This is a genomic window from Streptomyces sp. NPDC051452, assembly GCF_044454765.1.
Taxonomy (GTDB): Bacteria; Actinomycetota; Actinomycetes; order Streptomycetales; family Streptomycetaceae; genus Streptomyces.
Genome location: NZ_JBITEB010000002.1, coordinates 556,307 through 573,672 on the forward strand (window position 1 = coordinate 556,307; position 17,366 = coordinate 573,672).

7 protein-coding genes are annotated in these 17,366 nt (G+C 75.4%); all 7 read right to left on the reverse strand.

Features of this window, described 5'->3' with window-relative positions:
* Window positions 1-17: 17 nt before the first annotated feature.
* A complete protein-coding gene (locus ACIBA9_RS07720; RefSeq protein WP_399360627.1) occupies window positions 18-10,934 on the reverse strand; it encodes an SDR family NAD(P)-dependent oxidoreductase in 10,917 nt (3,638 codons plus the stop codon).
* Window positions 10,935-11,026: 92 nt separating this feature from the next.
* Entirely contained in the window at window positions 11,027-12,307 is a 1,281-nt protein-coding gene (locus ACIBA9_RS07725; RefSeq protein ID WP_399360629.1) for a methylaspartate mutase, read from the reverse strand.
* Window positions 12,304-12,756 (reverse strand): cobalamin B12-binding domain-containing protein, encoded by a 453-nt coding sequence (locus tag ACIBA9_RS07730; RefSeq protein WP_399360631.1) that lies wholly within the window; start codon window positions 12,754-12,756, stop codon window positions 12,304-12,306. Before ACIBA9_RS07730 ends, ACIBA9_RS07725 begins: the two co-directional genes overlap by 4 nt.
* On the reverse strand, window positions 12,756-13,994 hold the full coding sequence (locus tag ACIBA9_RS07735; protein WP_399360633.1) for a type III PLP-dependent enzyme: 1,239 nt from the start codon (window positions 13,992-13,994) through the stop codon (window positions 12,756-12,758). The genes ACIBA9_RS07730 and ACIBA9_RS07735 overlap by 1 nt, the downstream gene beginning before the upstream one ends.
* Complete coding sequence (locus tag ACIBA9_RS07740; protein WP_399360635.1) at window positions 13,991-15,517, reverse strand: AMP-binding protein; 1,527 nt, start codon at window positions 15,515-15,517, stop codon at window positions 13,991-13,993. The genes ACIBA9_RS07735 and ACIBA9_RS07740 overlap by 4 nt, the downstream gene beginning before the upstream one ends.
* On the reverse strand, window positions 15,514-17,088 hold the full coding sequence (locus ACIBA9_RS07745; protein ID WP_399360637.1) for an amino acid adenylation domain-containing protein: 1,575 nt from the start codon (window positions 17,086-17,088) through the stop codon (window positions 15,514-15,516). The genes ACIBA9_RS07740 and ACIBA9_RS07745 overlap by 4 nt, the downstream gene beginning before the upstream one ends.
* A 13-nt stretch (window positions 17,089-17,101) precedes the next feature.
* Entirely contained in the window at window positions 17,102-17,353 is a 252-nt protein-coding gene (locus ACIBA9_RS07750) for an acyl carrier protein (RefSeq protein ID WP_399360639.1), read from the reverse strand.
* Window positions 17,354-17,366: the final 13 nt, after the last annotated feature.

The window sequence follows — 17,366 nt, forward strand, 5'->3', positions numbered from 1 at the left end:
CCCGGGACCCGGGGACATCACGTGGCGCCGTTGCGGTCGAGTGCGGCGCGCACCAGGTCGGCCACGGCCATGGACTTGATGTCCAGGGCCGGTGCGGCGGGGGCGGGGGCCGGGTCCGGTTCGGACAGCTTCAGCAGGCTGTCGAGCAGGCCGGCTTCCCGGATGCGGGTGAGGGGGATGCGTGAGATCAGCTCGCGCAGCTCGGTGTCGCCGTGCGGTACGGCGGTCGGCCCGGCGTCCGCCGGGTGCTCGGGGTCGGCCGGGTCGGGCAGGAGCCGTTCGAGGAGGTGGCCGGCGAGCGCCGCCGGGGTGGCGTAGTCGAAGATCAGCGTGGACGGCAGCCGCAGTCCGCTGACGGTGTTCAGCCGGTTGCGCAGCTCGACGGCGGCGAGCGAGTCGAAGCCCAGCTCGGTGAAGGCACGGCGCGGCTCGACGGCGGTGGGTCCGGCGTGGCCGAGTACGGCGGCGACCTCGGTGCGGACCGCTTCGAGGACGGTGTGCTCGTGGTCGGCGGCGGGGAGTTCGGCCAGCCGCTCGCCCAGCGTGCGGGCGCGCTCGTCGCGGTCCGCGCGGTGGGCGACGCCGGCCAGGGTCCGCAGCACGGCCGGGACGTCGTCGCCTCGGCGGCGCAGGGCAGCGGTGTCCAGCCGTACGGGGGCCAGGGCGGGGCTGCCGGAAGCCACGGCGGCGTCGAACAGCTCCAGTGCCTCGTCCGGTTCGAGGGCGCCGATGCCGGAGCGTTCGATGCGCTGGATCCCGGCCGGGTCGAGTGCGGCGCCCATGCCGCCACCGGACCACAGGCCCCAGGCGAGGGAGGTGGCGGGCAGGCCGAGCGCGGCGCGGTGGGCGGCGAGGGCGTCGAGGAAGACGTTGGCGGCGGCGTAGTTGCCCTGGCCCGAGGCGTCGATGGTGCCGGCGGCCGAGGAGAACAGCACGAAGTGGGACAGCTCCCGCTCCAGGGTGAGTTCGTGCAGGTGCCAGGCGGCGTCCGCCTTGGGTCGCAGCACGGTGTCCAGGCGCGCCGGGGTCAGCGTGGCGGTCAGGCCGTCGTCCAGGACACCGGCGGTGTGCACGACGCTGTCGACGGGGTGGGCGGCGAGCAGGGCGGCGAGCGCGGCCCGGTCGGACACGTCGCAGGCGACGATCTCGGTGCGGGCGCCCAGCCGCGTCAGGTCGGCGCGCAGCCGGTCGGCGCCGGGCGCCTTGGGGCCGCGGCGCCCGGCCAGCACCAGCCGGGTGACGCCATGGCGTTCGGCCAGGTGGCGGGCGACCAGGGCACCGAGGCCGCCGGTGCCGCCGGTGACGAGGACGGTGCCCCAGGGCCGCTGCGGCCGCGCGGGGCCGGGCTCCTCGGCGCGGACCAGGCGGGGGGCGTACGCCCGGCCGTCGCGCCATCGTGCCTCCGGTTCCCTGGAGTCGAGGAGGGCGGCCAGCGCGGCCCGGTCCGGGACGGGGCCGTCGGGCGCGGCGCGGCCGACGAGGAGGATGCGGCCGGGGTCCTCGGCCTGCGCGGCCCGCACCAGTCCGTGCACCGCGGCGTCGGCGAGCCCACCGCCGGTGAGGACGACGAGCACGGCGTCGGCGTACCGGTCGTCGGCCGACCACGCCCGCAGGGTCGCAAGGGTCTGGCCGAGGGCGGCCCGTACGGCGTCGGGCACTCGCTCGCCCTCGGCGCGCGGGGCGGTGACGGGCAGGATGACCACGTCGGGCACGGTGGCGCCGAGCGCGTCGAGACCGGGGTGGCACGGGGCGCCGAGGCCGAGGTCGTCGTCGCCGAGGACCGCCCAGGTACGGCGGTCGGGGCGGCCGGCGGTCACGGGCAGCGGCTCGTCGGTGACGGCGTACAGCTGGCGCCGCTGCCGGGTGAGCCGGTCGGCGGTGACGGGGCGGGTGACGTAGGACGCGACCTCGGCGAGCGGCCGGCCCTCGAGGTCGCCGAGTTCGATGCGGGTGCCGTCGGCGCCGGGGGTGACGCGTACGCGGGCGGTGCGGGAGCCGTGGGCGTGCACGGTGACCCCGCTCCAGGCGAAGGGCAGGGCGATGCCGTCGGACGGCTCGCCGGGCGCCGTCGCGCCGTCCGGGAGGGGGTCCAGGAGGGAGGTGACGTGCAGGGCGGAGTCGAGCAGCGCCGGGTGCAGGGTGTGCCGGGTGGCGTCCCGGCTTGCCCCGTCGGGCAGTTCGACGTCGGCGAGGAGACTGTCGCCGTGCCGCCAGGCGGCCCGTACGCCACGGAAGACGGGGCCGTAGTCGTACCCCTCGGCGTGCAGGCGCGGATAGAGACCGCCGACGTCGAGCGGGGTGGCCCCGGCCGGCGGCCAGGCCCCGGTGGCGGGGATGGCCGAGGGGGTGGTGGCGGGGCCGGTGAGGGTGCCGGTGGCGTGCCGGGTCCAGCCCTCGTCCGCCGCGGCGCTCTCGGCCCGCGAGTGGATCTCGACGCCGCCGTCGGCACCGGCGGCGACCTGGAGGTGTACGGCGGTGTCGGCGGCGAGGACCAGCGGGGCCTGGAGGGTCAGTTCCTCCAGGACGGGGCGCCCGGTCAGGCGGCCCGCGTGCAGGGCGAGGTCGACCAGCGCGGCTCCGGGCAGCAGGACCGTGCCGAGCACGGCGTGTTCGGCGAGGACGGGGTGGGTGGCGGTGGAGATCCTGCCGGTGAGCAGCGTCCCGGCGTCGCCGGGCAGGTCCAGGCGTGCGCTGACCAGGGGGTGGTCGCTCGCGGCGAGCCCGTGCCCGGCGGCGTCGCCGAGGGCGACGGCCGGGGTGGGCAGCCAGTAGCGGTGGTGGTCGAAGGCGTAGGTGGGCAGGTCGACGCGGCGCCCCGCGTACGACGCGTACAGCGCCGCCCAGTCGACGTCCGAGCCCCGCGTGTGGACGGCGGCCAGCGCGGCGAGCAGGCCGGGCAGGGGGGCGGTGTCCTTGCGGGCGACGGGGACGAACGCGGTGTCCTGCGCGTCCGGCAGGCAGTCGGGGCCCATGGCCGTGAGCACGGGCGCGGCGCCGAGTTCGAGGAAGGTGTCGACGCCCTTGGCGGCCAGTGCGGTGACGGCGTCGGCGAAGCGCACGGTCTCGCGCACGTGCCGTACCCAGTAGTCGGCGGAGCCCAGTTCGGCGGTGGTGGCAGGGGCGCCGGTGAGGGTGGAGACGATCGGGACGGCCGGTTCCGCCGCCTCGACGCCGGCCATGACCTCGCGGAAGGCGGCCAGCATGGGCTGTGTGCGCGGCGAGTGGAAGGCGTGCGACACGCGCAGCCGCCGGGTGGTCGCGAAGTGCGCGGCCACCTCGGCGACGGCGTCCTCGTCCCCGGAGACGACCACGGCCCGGGGGCCGTTGACGGCGGCGATCGCGCACCGCCCGTCCAGCAGCGGTGCGACCTCCTCCTGCGTCGCCTGGACGGCGATCATCGCGCCGCCCTCGGGGAGCGCCTGCATGAGCCGGCCCCGGGCGGCGACGACGGTGACGGCGTCCTGCAGCGACCAGACGCCCGCGACGTGCGCGGCGGCGAACTCGCCGACGGAGTGGCCGGCCAGCCAGTCGGGGCGCAGCCCGAAGGACTCCAGCAGCCGGTAGAGGGCGACCTGGGTGGTGAACAGCGCGGCCTGGGTGTAGGCGGTCCGCTCCAGGGTCTCGGCGTCGTCGCCGAACACGACGTCGGCCAGGGGTCGTTCCAGGTGCTTGTCGAAGAGTGCGGCGACCCGGTCGAAGTGTTCGGCGTAGACGGGGAAGGCGTCGTACCAGTCGCGCCCCATGCCGGGGCGCTGGGCGCCCTGGCCGGAGAAGAGGTAGGCGAGGGTGCCGTCGGTGGCGGCGCCGGTGACGAGCAGCCCGGGCGCCTCGGTGCCGCGGGCCAGGGCGTCGAGCGCGGTGGCCGCCTGGTCGTCGCCGGTCGCGAGGAGCACGGCCCGGTGGGGGTGGCTGCCGCGGGTGGTGGCCAGGGCCAGGCCGAGGTCGGCGGTGGTGGGGGCGGTGGCGTCGGTCGCGGTCGCGGTGATGGTCGTGGTCAGGTCCAGCAGTCGGCGGGCCTGGCCGCGCAGGGCCTCGGGTGAGCGGGCGGAGACGGGCAGGGCGAGCACCGGCGGGGCGGTCGCCGGGTCCGCCGCCGGGGGCTCGGGCTCGGCGAACTCCTCCAGGATCACATGGGCGTTGGTGCCGCTGATCCCGAACGAGGACACCCCGGCCCGGCGCGGCCGGCCCGGTGCCGGCCACGGCCGCCGCTCGGTGAGCAGCCGCACCGCGCCGGCGCTCCAGTCGACCTGGTGGGACGGCGCGTCGACGTGCAGGGTCCGGGGCAGGACGCCGTGCCGCATCGCCATCACCGTCTTGATGATCCCGGCGACGCCGGCGGCGGCCTGGGTGTGCCCCATGTTGGACTTCACCGAGCCGAGCCACAGCGGGGCGTCGGTGGAGCGGTCCTGGCCGTAGGTGGCGAGCAGCGCCTGGGCCTCGATCGGGTCGCCGAGGGTGGTGCCGGTGCCATGCGCCTCGACGGCGTCCACATCGGCCGGGGTGAGTCCGGCGGCGGCGAGCGCGGCGCCGATCACCCGTTGCTGGGAAGGGCCGTTGGGCGCGGTCAGGCCGTTGGAGGCGCCGTCGGAGTTGACGGCGGAGCCGCGGACCAGCGCGAGCACGCGGTGGCCGTTGCGGCGCGCGTCGGAGAGGCGTTCCACGACGAGCATGCCGGCGCCCTCGCCCCAGCCGGTGCCGTCGGCCGCGGCGGCGAAGGACTTGCAGCGGCCGTCGGCGGCCAGCCCGCGCTGCCGGGCGAAGTCGACGAAGGTGTCCGGCGTCGACATCACGGTGACACCGCCGGCCAGGGCGAGATCGCACTCGCCCTGCCGCAGCGCCTGGGCCGCCAGGTGCAGGGTGACCAGGGAGGAGGAGCAGGCGGTGTCGACGGTGACGGCCGGCCCCTCCAGGCCGAGGGCGTAGGCGACCCGGCCGGAGACGACGCTGCCCAGGCTGCCGTTGCCGAGATAGGCGGCGAGGTCCTCGGGGACCTCGGTCAGCCAGGTGCCGTAGTCGTGGTACATGACGCCCGCGAACACGCCGGTGCGGGAGCCGCGCAGCCGGTGCGGGTCGACGGCGGAGCGCTCCAGCGCCTCCCAGGAGACCTCCAGCAGCAGCCGCTGCTGCGGGTCCATGGCGGTGGCCTCGCGGGGACCGATGCCGAAGAAGCCGGCGTCGAACTCGGCCGCGTCGTACAGGAAGGCGCCCTCGCGGGTGTAGGTGCGGCCGGGGGTGCCCGGCTCGGGGTCGTACAGCGCGTCGGTGTCCCAGCCGCGGTCCGCGGGGAAGCCGCCGACCGCGTCGACGCCATCGGCGACGAGCCGCCACAGGTCCTCCGGGGAGCGGACTCCGCCGGGGTAGCGGCAGCTCATGCCGACGATGACGATCGGGTCGTCGTCCGGGACGCTGCGGGTGCCGGGCGCGGGGGTCTGCCGCGGGCCGGTGCCGAAGAGGGTGTCGCGGATGTGGTCGGCGAGCGCGCGGGAGGTGGGGTGGTCGAAGACGAGGGTGGCGGGCAGCCGCAGTCCGGTGGCGGTGCCCAGCCGGTTGCGCAGTTCGACGGCGGCCAGCGAGTCGAAGCCGAGGTCGGTGAAGGCCCGGCCGGGGTCGACGGCGGACGGCCCGTCGTGCCGCAGCACGGCCGCGACCTCGGTGCGCACCAGGTCCAGCAGGGCGCGGTCGCGGTCGGCGGCGGGCAGCGCGGCCGGGAGCCCGCCGGGGATCGCGGCGGGGGCGGCGCTCGCGGTGGCCCGGCGGGTGACCGGGCGGACGAGCGTGGTCAGCAGCGGCGGTATGCCGCCTGGGCGGCGGCGTACGGCGGCGGCGTCGATCTCGACGGGCACCAGGTGGGGCGCGCCGGAGCGGACGGCGGCGTCGAACAGCTCCAGTGAGCGTGCGGCGGACAGTCCGGGGACTCCGTGGCCGGCGATGCGACGCCGGGCCGTGTCGTCCAGTGCGGCGCCCATGCCGCTGTCGGTCGCCCACAGGCCCCAGCCGAGTGCGGTGGCCGGCAGGCCGAGGGCGGCGCGGTGTTCGGCGAGGGCGTCCAGGTAGGCGTTGGCGGCGGCGTAGTTGCCCTGGCCGGGTCCGTCGAGGACGGCGGCGAGGGAGGAGAACAGCACGAAGTGGGCGAGGTCGCGGTCCCGGGTCAGTTCGTGCAGATGCCAGGCGCCCAGCGCCTTGGCGTGGAACACCTCGTCCACCATCTCGTCGGTGAGGGTGTCGACAATGCCGTCGCGCACGGTGCCCGCCGCGTGGACGACGGAGTCGACGGGGTGCTCGGCGAGCAGGCGGGCGAGTGCCTCGCGGTCGCCGACGTCGCAGGCGGCCACGGTCACCTCGGCGCCGAGCGCGGTGAGTTCGGCGTGTATCCCGGGGGCCGTGCCGCGCCGGCCGACGAGCAGCAGACGGCGTACGCCGTGGGCGCGGACCAGGTGCCGGGCGAGCAGCGCGCCGAGGCCACCGGTGCCGCCGGTGACGAGGACGGTGCCCCAGTCGGCGCCGGGCGCGGGTTCGCTGGCGGGCCGCGCGGTCAGTCGCGCCACGCTGAACTGGGTCCCGGCGAGGGAGAGTTCGGGCTCGCCGGTGGCGAGGAGCGCACGCAGATCGGCGTCGGAGGGCAGCGCCTCGTGCTCGACGAGGACATAGCGGCCGGGGTTCTCCGCCTGGGCGGAACGCACCAGACCGCGGACGGCCGCGTGGGCGGGGCTGGCGGGCGGTGTGACGACGACGAGCCGGGTCCCGGCGAGACGCTCGTCCGCCTGCCAGATCCGCAACAGCCCGAGGGCGCGGTGGAGTCGGGCACGCGCCTCGGCGGCGTCGGCGGCCACCGGCCCGGGGAGCCGGTACACCACGGCGTCCGGGGCCGGGCCGTCGTCGAGCAGGGCGTCCACGGCGTCGGCGAGGGCGTCGGTGCCGGTGTCGAGGACCGCGGTGCGCACGGGTTCGACGGTCGTGGGGCGGGGGTACGGCGACCAGCCGACCGCGTACAGGACGTCGGTGGCCGGTACCGGGCGGGAGGTGAGGCCCTCGATGGCGGCCACCGGGGCACCGGTGGTGTCGGCGAGGTGCAGGGCGATGGTGTCGCCGTCGCCGCGGGTGATCCTCACCCGCAGGGCCGAAGCGCCGCCGGCGTGCAGGATGACGCCGGTCCAGGCGAAGGGCACCAGCACCTCGGGGCGCGGTGGGGCGTCGAGGTCGGCGGCGTGCAGCGCGGCGTCGAGCAGCGCCGGGTGCAGGCCGAACCGGGGCGCGTCGGCGGCGGCGCCCTCGGGCAGGGAGACCTCGGCGTAGACGTCGTCGCCGTGCCGCCAGGCCGCGCGCAGCCCCTGGAACGCGGGGCCGTAGCCGTAGCCCTGGTCGGCGAGGTCCGCGTAGACGCTCGCGGTGTCGAGCGGCCGGGCGTCCCGCGGCGGCCAGACGGCCGGGTCCTGCCCGTCGGCCGGAGCGGCGGTGGCGGTGGCGGTGAGGACGCCCGCGGCGTGCTGGGTCCAGGGGGTCGCCTCGTCGGCCCGGGTGTGGACCGTGACGGCGCGGCGCCCGGAGTCGTCGGGTTCGCCCACGGCGACCTGGACGGCGACGTCGTCTTCGGCGCGCAGCTCCAGCGGGGTGCCGAGGGTCAGCTCCTCCAGACCGGCCGCGCCGACGTGCTCGCCCGCGCGCAGGGCGAGTTCGACGAAGGCGGTGCCGGGGAACAGCACCCGCCCGGCGATGACGTGGTCGGCGAGCCACGGCTCGGTCCGGGTGGACAGCCGCCCGGTCAGTACGACGCCCTCGGCGCCGACGGCGACCACGGCGCCCAGCAGCGGGTGCCCGGCCGGGAGTTGGCCGAGGCCCGCGGCGTCGGTGGGGGTGCTCTGCTCCAGCCAGTAGCGGCGCCGCTGGAAGGGGTAGCCGGGCAGCTCGACGCGGCGGCCGCCCGAACCGGCGAAGTGCGCTCGCCAGTCGACGGGGACGCCCCGGACGTGGGCGGCGACGAGCGCGGCGGTGGCCTCGCGGGCCTCGGACCGCTCGCGCCGCAGTACCGGCAGGAAGGCGGCTCCGGCCGCGTCGGTGCAGTCCGGGCCCATCGCGGACAGCACCGCGTCCGGACCGATCTCCAGGAACGTGCGGGCCCCGGCGTCGGCGAGCGCCCGGACGGCGTCGTGGAAGCGGACCCGGGCGCGGACGTGCTCCACCCAGTACTCGGGGTCGCACAGCTCGGTGGTGACGGGGCCGCCGGTGACGGTCGAGATCACCGGCAGCGTCGGCGGCGCGTAGTCCAGGACGTGCGCGATCCGCCGGAACTCGGCCAGCATCGGCTCCATCAGCGGCGAGTGGAAGGCGTGGCCGACGCGCAGGCGTTTGGTGTCACGGCCGCGCGCGGTCAGCTCGGCGGCGATGCGCTCCACGTCGGCCGCGTCGCCGGAGACCACGACGGCGGCGGGCCCGTTGACGGCGGCGATACCGGTACGCGGGGTGAGCAGCGGCGCCACCTCGTCCTCGGCGGCGCGTACGGCGAGCATGGCGCCGCCCTCGGGCAGTCGCTGCATGAGCCGGCCGCGGGCGGCGACCAGGATCGTCGCGTCCTGGAGGGTGAGCACGCCGGCCACGTGCGCGGCGGCGATCTCGCCGACGGAGTGCCCGGCGAGCTGGTCCGGGGCGAGGCCCCAGCTCTCCAGGAGGCGGTGGAGGGCGACCTCGACGGCGAACAGGGCGGGCTGCGCGTACTCGGTACGGTGCAGCAGCCCGGCCTCGGGGGTGTCGGGCCCGGCGAACAGGACCTCCTTGAGGGGCCGGTCGAGCTGAAGGTCGAAGTGGGCGCAGACGTCGTCCAGGGCGTCGGCGAACACCGGGTGCACGGCGGCCAGTTCGCGTCCCATGCCGGCCCGCTGGCTGCCCTGTCCGGTGAAGAGGTACGCGAGTTCGCCCTCGGCGCGGGCGGCGAGGGGGGTGGTGCCGGAGGCCAGGTCGTAGAGCGCGGCACGCAGCTCGGCGCGGTCGGCGGCGACCAGGACGGCCCGGTCGGGCAGGGCGGCCCGGGTGGTGGCCAGCGAGTGGGCGAGGTCGAGCGGATCGGTCTCGTCCACCAGGGGCAGCAGGTCGGCGGCACGGGCCCGCAGCGCGGCCTCGCCCCGGGCGGACAGGACGAACGGCAGGGGCCTGCCGGCGGCCGGGTCGAAGGACGTCGGTGATGCTCCGAGGGGCGGGGACGACCCGACGGGCGGCGCCGACGCGGTGTCGACGCCGGTGCGCGCGGGCTCCGGCCCCATCTCCGGTCCGAGCTGCGGCCCGCGCTCCGACTCCGGCTCGGGTTCCGGCTGTTCCAGGATGATGTGCGCGTTGGTTCCGCTGACCCCGAACGACGACACGCCCGCTCGCCGGGCCCGGCCGGTCTCGGGCCACGCCCGCTCCTCGGTGACCAGCCGCACCGCGCCCGAGGACCAGTTGACGTGCGGGGTGGGCTCGTCGACGTGCAGGGTGGCCGGGATCCGGCCGTGCCGCATGGCGAGCAGCGTCTTGATCACACCGGCGACCCCGGCGGCGGCCTGGGTGTGCCCGAGGTTGGACTTGACCGAGCCGAGCAGCAGCGGGGCGTCGGCGGGGCGGTCCTGGCCGTAGGTGGCCAACAGCGCGGTGGCCTCGATGGGGTCGCCGAGCCGGGTGCCGGTGCCGTGCGCCTCGACCACGTCGACGTCGGCGGCGGTGAGCCCGGCGTCGGCCAGGGCCCGGCGGATCAGCCGCTGCTGGGCGGTGCCGTTGGGGGCGGTCAGGCCGTTGGAGGCGCCGTCCTGGTTGACGGCGGAACCGCGGACGACGGCGAGCACGCGGTGGCCGTTGCGGCGGGCGTCGCCGAGCCTTTCCAGGACGAGCACGCCGACACCCTCGGCGAACCCGGTGCCGTCCGCGGCGGCGGCGAACGCCTTGCAGCGGCCGTCGGGCGCGAGGCCCCGCTGCCGGCTGAACGCGGTGAACACGCCGGGACCGCCCATCACGGCCACGCCGCCCGCCAGCGCGAGCGAGGACTCGCCCTGCCGCAGCGAGCGGCACGCCAGATGGACGGCGACCAGGGAGGCGGAGCACGCGGTGTCGACGGTGACCGCCGGTCCCTCGGCGCCCAGCACATAGGCGACGCGGCCGGAGATGACGCTGCCGGCGTTCCCGGCGAGCAGGTAGGCGTCGAGCCCGTCGGGGGCGTCGTGCAGGCGTGGCCCGTACTCCTGCACCTCGGCGCCGAAGAACATGCCGGCCGGGGTGCCGCGCAGTGCCGTGGGGTCGATGCCGGCGTCCTCCAGGGCGTGCCAGGACGTCTCCAGGACGAGCCGCTGCTGGGGGTCCATGCCGAGCGCTTCGCGGGGGCTGATGGCGAAGAACCCGGCGTCGAACCCGGTGGCGGTGTCGAGGAAGCCGCCGCTGCGCACATAGGCGCTGCCGGGGACCTCGGGGTCCTCGTCGTAGAGGGCGTCCAGGTCCCAGCCGCGGTCGCGGGGGAAGTCCGAGAGGACCTCGCCGCCCTCGGTCAGCAGTCGCCACAGGTCGGCGGGCGAGGAGATGCCGCCGGGAAAGCGGCAGCCGATGCCGACGATCGCGATCGGTTCGTCCGGGGTGCCGTCACCGGCGGGCTCGGGGCGCTCGTCCGTGCTGCCGTGGACGTCGCCGAGGAGCCGGGCGGCCAGGTCGTGCACGGTCGGGTAGTCGTAGGCGAGGCCGACCGGCAGGTCGAGGCCGGTCCGCTCGGTCAGCCGCCGGTGCAGGTCGACCGCGGCGAGCGAGTCGAGCCCCTGCGTGGCGAACGGGACCGCCGGGTCGAGGGAGTCCACCGTGCCCGGCCGGGCCGCCTCGATCGCCTCGGTCGCGGCGGCGCGCACCAGGTCGGTCACCAGCCTGCGGTGCTGGGACGGTACGGCCGTGGCGAGCCGCCGTGCCAGAACTGAGTCGGATCCGGGCCCGTTCATCCACGCATCTCCACTTTCCACCGACACCGGTTTTCCTCACCTTTTTCCACACCGTAGTGACGCCCCCTGAAAGGCCACACCCTTAAGCACCCCTAGGGGCGGGCGGGTTGGCGGGGTGCCGTGTCCTCGAAGGGGTGCCGGTCGAACGAACGGCGCACATAGGACAGGGAGTCGAGCAGTCCCGAGGAGGTGATGGCCTCGGTCGGTCGGACGTCGGCGATACCGCGCAGCGGCATCTTTCCGATGTCGGCCCAGCACAGCCGGCCGTCCGCGGCGATATAACTCCGGGTGAATCCGGCGTTGTCCGGATGCAGACAGTACGGTACGTCGAGACATCCCCTGGCGAACGCGGCCAGCAGCGCCGCGCCGAGGTCGTCGTCCAGTTCCAGGACCGCGTTCACCAGCGCCGACGCCTCGGCGTAGGTCTGGGTGCCGGGGCCGTCGAGCGGGGCGCGCGGTGTCCGTGCGGCGACGGCCGCCGCGTATTCCAGGGCGGCGACGTTCTCGGCCACCGACGGAATACGCCGGGATTCCGCGACGGTTTTCACGATGAGCCGCTCGGAGCCGCTGGCGACGGCGAGTTCGGCGGCTTTCCCGAGCAACCGGTAAGTGCCTTCAGCGGTTTCCGGAAACAGGCCCATGTAGGCGTAGACGACGACATGCCATTCGGTGTCCGGCAGGAATCGCGCACACAGGCTGCGCAGTGCGGCCACCGCCTCGGCGTCCTGTCGGGCGTCGGTCTGCTGGGCGTAGCTGACCGAGATGCTCCGGATTCCGTGCCGGCGGAAGAACATCGCCTCCAGCACGCTGACGGCCACCAGCAGGCTGGGCGGGCAGAGCTGGCCGAGGACGCAGCCGCCGAAGGTCTCCAGGTGCGGTTCGGCGCCCGACTCGCGCTGTGCGGCGAACAGTTGGCAGGAGGCCGCCCAGTGGGCGACGGACTCGCGCAGCGGGACCCGGCCGTAGGGCAGGCAGTAGGAGACGGGACCGCCCTCGGAGGCGTCGAGTCCGACGGCCGTCAGCGCCCGGAAGATGTGCTGCGGCGCGGCCGAGCCGTGCCGTACCTGGACCGGGAAGTCGGGGCCGTGGATCCCGTCGAGCACCCTCAGGGTGGTGGTCGTCTCATGACTGGCGATCGGGTAGCCGTTGAGGGCGACGCCTTCAAGGACGGCCAGTCCGGCCGACTCCAGGTCGCCGACGCGGGTGTAGCTGTCCAGCGTGATGGTGCCGACGGTGGTCGCGGCGGCGTTCCTGGTGGCGAGCAGTCCGGCGCGCATCCGGTCCGGGCTGCTCATCCCCATCCGGGGCTGTACCACGAGGTGGCCGGCGGCGTGAGCCCGGCGCACGAACGCGCCGAACCCGTCGCCGGTCACACCAGGGCCCGCTGCGGCAGTGTGCCGAGCATCCGCCGGAACGCGGCGACGCCCTCGGCGCTGTCGTCGAACACCGCGTCGTAGCCGGCCGCGCGCAGGGCGGCCACCTCGTCGTCGCCGCAGGGACCGGCGATGCCGAGCTTGCCGCCGATGACGGCGGGCACGTCGGCGAGCCGGGGGTGCTCGCGCAGCCGGGTGACGGTCCGCATGCCATCGTGGTAGCCGTGGCCGTTGACGCTGCTGACCACGATGAGGGCCGGATGCCGGGCCAGGGCCTCGGCGATGAGCAGGTCCTCCGGGACGCAGGGGCCGAGGTTGACCACGCGGTGCCCGTGCTCTTCGAGGAGGAGCTGGAGGTAGACGAGGTTCCAGGTGTGCGAGTCGGAGATGCCGCCGGCCACGAGCACGGGCGGGTCGCCGGGGGTGGGGGCCATCGGGTAGGGGCTCATCACAGGGCCTGTCCGTGTTCGTAGGTTCGGGTGTGCTCGATGCGGGAGACGGAGACCAGTTCGTCGCCGCGTACGACGATCTCGGCGGGGGCGGGCCGGCCCAGGAACATCAGCAGGCTGGCCGTGGGGCCGTAGGCGCCGGCGTTGGGCACGGTGAGCAGTTCGCCCGGGGCCACGTCGGGCAGCACGACGTTGCGGCCGAGCAGGTCGCCCGGGGTGCACAGCGGTCCGGCGAGGCTCGCCGGGGTGCCGACCGCGCCCGCCGACTGGTGCGGCTCGACGGACACGGGCATGATGCGGCCCAGCCCGGACATGCCGCCGAAGGTGTTGATGCCGGCGTCGAGGACGACATAGCGGTGGTCGCGGCTGTCCTTGACGTTGACCACGGTGGTGAGCAGAGTGCCGCTGTCGGCGACGAGATAGCGGCCCGACTCGCAGGCGACCCTCGGGGCGCCCTCGCGCCAGCCGGGGAAGTGCTCGTCCAGGGCGTCGGCCAGGGCGGCGCGCAGCTCGCCGAAGACCGGACGCTCCCCCCGCACGGCGTACGGGGCGGCGAACCCGCCGCCGATGTCGAGGAACCGGAACGTCACACCGAGGGTGTGCTGGAGGTCCGCGGCGGCGGCGATGGTGTGGCGGAACTCGGCGATGAGGCTCGCCTCGTCCTTGGCGTTGCTCAGCGGGAAGAAGTGCAGTCCGGCGATGCTGGTGCCGGGGACGTCGCGTAGCTCGGCGGCGAGGCCGGGCAGGGTCTCGCTGTCGAAGCCGAACTGCGAGGGGACGCCCGTCATCCGGATGCTGGTGGCCGCGGCGCCGTCGGCGTTGTTGACCCGGATCAGGCAGTCGGCGGTGAGGCCGAGGCGCAGCGCCGTCTCGCCGACGCGGCGCAGGTCGCCGGGCGACTCGGTGGAGAAGAGGCGGACACCGCGGGTCAGCGCCTCGGTGAGTTCCGCGCCGGTCTTGCCGGGCCCGGTGTACAGGATCCGCTCGCCGGGGAAGCCGGCCTCGAGGACGGCGTCGAGTTCGCCGACGGAGCTGATCTCGGCGCGGCAGCCGCGGGCGCCGCCGGAGCGCAGCTCGCGCAGCAGGTCCGGGTGCGGGTTGGCCTTGGCCGCGTAGAACAGCTCGACCTCGTCGGGCAGCGCGGCGAACAGGTCGTCGCGGGCCGCCGCCACCCGGTCCAGGTCGTAGACGTAGGACGGGGTACCGAAGCGCTCGGCTAGCTCGGTGGGGCCGGTCACGGGGTGGGTCCTTCCAGGAGGCGGGCGAGCCGCTTGCGGTCGTGCTTGCCGTGCGGGGTGAGCGGCAGCTCGTCCACGACGCGGCTCACGCCGGGCACCTTGGCGGGCTCCAGGCGCAGGGAGAGTTCCTTCAGCAGGGCGTGCGGGTCGATGTCGCCCTCGGCGAACACCGCGAGGTCGCGGCCGGGGGCGGGCGGCAGCACGGCGGCGGCTCGGACGCCGGGGACGTCGGTGGCGGCGCCCTCGATCTCGGTGGTGCTCATGCGTACGCCCTTGTGCTTGAACATGTCGTCGCGGCGGCCCTCGTAGTACAGGTAGCCGTCCTCGTCGACGTGCCCGAAGTCGCCGGTGTGCAGCCGGAGTCCGCCGTCGGGGGCGGGGCGGAAGGCGCGTGCGGTCTGTTCCGGCGCGCGCCAGTAGCCGGGCATGACGTGCGGGCCCTCGACGACGATCTCGCCGGTCTGCCAGGGGGGCAGCGCCTTGCCCTCGTCGTCGACGGCGAAGGCGCGGGTGCCGGGCAGCGGGCGGCCGACCGAGTCGGGTTTGTCGTCGCTGTGGGCGGGCGGGAGCACGGAGACGCGTTTGCACTCCGTCTGGCCGAACTGGATGACCACCTGGGCTCCGGGGAACGCCGCGCGCAGGCCGTCGGCGGTGGTCTTCGGCAGTGCGGCGCCGGTGTTGGTGAACATGCGCACCCGGGACTCCCGGCTCGGTTCGCGGGCGGCGAGGGCGCAGATCATGGTGGCCAGGGACGGCACGATCGGGACGATGGTGGCGCCGCACTCGCGGATGCGGCGCAGCAGCACCAGGTCGGACTCGTCGTCGGCGAGGACGAGTTCGCTGCCGCCGGCGGCGGTGAGCAGCACCTTGTACAGGCCGTAGTCCCAGGAGATGGGGAAGCGGCAGAACACCACGTCGTCGGGTCGGTAGCCGAGTTCCGCGTTGATGGCCTCGGTGGCGAACACCATCCGGCCGTGCGGGCAGATCACCGCCTTGGGGGCGGCGGTGGAGCCGGATGTGTAGACGAGGACGGCGATGTCCTCGGCGGTGACCTGGGCTGCGCCGGAGCGGACGCCCCGTACGCGCAGGCCGGTGATCTCGGGCCAGGCCTCGCCGATGCCCAGGACCGGCACGCCGTCGGCGAGGGCGGCGATCCGGTCGACGGCGGTGTCGGTGACGACGACCAGGGAGGGCTCGGCGTTCTCCACGACGGCCCGCAGGTGATAGTCCTTCATGCCGGTGTTGACGGGCACCAGGACGGCGCCGCGGCGCGCGGTGCCGTACAGCAGCGCCACCAACTCGCGGGTGCTGGGCAGTTGGACCAGGACCCGGTCGCCGTGGCCGATGCCGCGGGCTTCCAGCCAGGCGTCGACGGCGTGGCTGTGGGCGGTGAGTTCCCGGTACGTCCAGCGGCCCGTGCCGTCGGCGACCGCCGGGGCGTCGGGACGCTCGGCGGTGGCCTCGTCGAGGAGGTCGTGCACCCGGGCGTCGGTACGGGCCCGCGCTGTCGGTTGACCGTTCACTGCGACCTCTGCCGCCTTTCGTGTGTGCCGGCCGCCCCCGCGGGCCGCCGCAGGGCGGTGGCCCGGGAGGTGAGTTCCCGGCGGTCGGTCTTGCGATTGGAGTTGAGGGGCAGGGCGTCCAGGTGGTGGTAGGCGCGCGGGACGACCGCGGCCGGCAGCAGCTCCCGCAGATGGCGGGCGAGCCGGACGGCCGGTACCGGTTCGCCGGTGTGGAAGACGGCCAGCTCCACCGTGCCGTCGACGGGCACCGCCACGGTCACGGCCTGCTCGACGCCGGGGCAGGTGCGTGCGGCGGCGTCCACCTCGGCCAGCTCGGTCCGCACCCCGTGCACCTGGACCTGTGCGTCCTGGCGGCCCAGGTAGTGCCAGCCGCCGTCGCCGGCCCGGCGGACGCGGTCGCCGGTGCGGTAGAAGCGCCGGCCGTCCCGCTCCAGGAACCGTCCGGTGTCGTCGGCCGGGTCCAGGTAGCCGGGAGTCAACTGGGGTCCGGCCACGCACAGTTCACCCTCGTCGCCGGTGCTGGGGGCGCCGGTGGGGTCCAGCAGCAGCGTCTCGTGGCCGGGGTGGACGGCGCCGATCGGCACCATGTCGTTCATGTACCGTCCCGGTGACCAGCGTTGGGCGGCCACGGTGATGGTCAGCTCGGTCGGGCCGTACAGGTTCTCCAGCGTGGCGCCGGGTGCGGCGGCGGCCCAGTCCTCGGCGTCACGGCAGGCGAGCGCCTCCCCCGCGAAGAAGCTCCACCGCAGTGACGGCAGTGCGCCCGGCGTCAGTTCGCCGGTGCGGCGCACCAGGGTGATCGCGCTGGGCGTGGCGAACCACACGGTCATGCGCCGCTCGGCGACGAACTCCGGCAGGTGCGCGTACGCGCGTGCCGGGACAGGTACGACGGCGGCGCCGGCGCCCCAGGCGCAGAACAGGTCGAACATCGCGCAGTCGAAGTTGAGGTCGAAGGTCTGCGAGAAGACGTCGTGCGGACCGAAGTCGTAGCGCTCGTCGAGCAGACCGAAGTAGTGCGCGGTGTTGGCGTGGGTGACCGGAACGCCCTTGGGCCGGCCGGTGGAGCCGGAGGTGAACAGCACATAGGCGATGTCGCGGGGCCGGCCGGGCATGGGGGCTTTCAGGGCGCTGTCCGCGTCGACGGGGAGCGCCGGCATCGGCTGCGCGCCGGGCGCGAACAGCGTCGGCAGGGTGACACCGCCGGCGTGCAGCGCGGTGAGGGCGGGCAGCGCGTCGTCGTCGGCGAGCAGCGCGTCGACGCCCGCGGCCTCGATCATCTGCCGGGTACGGGTCGCCGGGAAGGCCGGTTGCAGCGGTACGACGGTGACGCCGCTGTACAGTCCGGCCAGCAGCGCCGCGTACGCCGTGGGCCCCTTGCCGGCCAGCACGCCCACGGCCCGCGGCCGGCCCGGGAGCCCGGCCAGCAGGGAGCCCGCCAGGGTCAGGGCGCGTTCGTGGAGTTCGCGGTAGGTGAGGTCGGTGTCGTCGGCGCGCAGCGCGGGCCGGTCCGGGGCGAGGGCCAGGCCGCGCAGGAATCGGCCGGACAGCGTGCCGTCCAGGGTGGGGTCCACGGTGGCCGCCCCGTCAGCTCGCGGCGCTCGGCAGCATGCTCCGCACGGTGCCCCACAGCGCGCCGGCCGTGCGGAAGGTGTCCATGGTGAGCGCGTTGTCGCGGAAGCGGAGCCCGTAGGCCTCCTCCAGCGTGCCGAGGAGCTGGACCATGCCCAGCGAGTCCAGGCCGAGGTCCCGCAGGCCGGTGTCCGGCGTCAGTTCCTCCCGCGGCGGGAGGAACGGCAGGAACGGGCGGAGTATCTCTTCGAACTGGTCGTCCCACATGGGGGCCTCCAAC

Bases quoted from the DNA above. Each gene is read 5' to 3' on its own strand.
- ACIBA9_RS07750 (WP_399360639.1), bottom strand. From the start codon at position 17,353: ATGTGGGACGACCAGTTCGAAGAGATACTCCGCCCGTTCCTGCCGTTC.
- ACIBA9_RS07730 (WP_399360631.1), bottom strand. From the start codon at position 12,756: ATGAGCCCCTACCCGATGGCCCCCACCCCCGGCGACCCGCCCGTGCTC.
- ACIBA9_RS07720 (WP_399360627.1), bottom strand. From the start codon at position 10,934: ATGAACGGGCCCGGATCCGACTCAGTTCTGGCACGGCGGCTCGCCACG.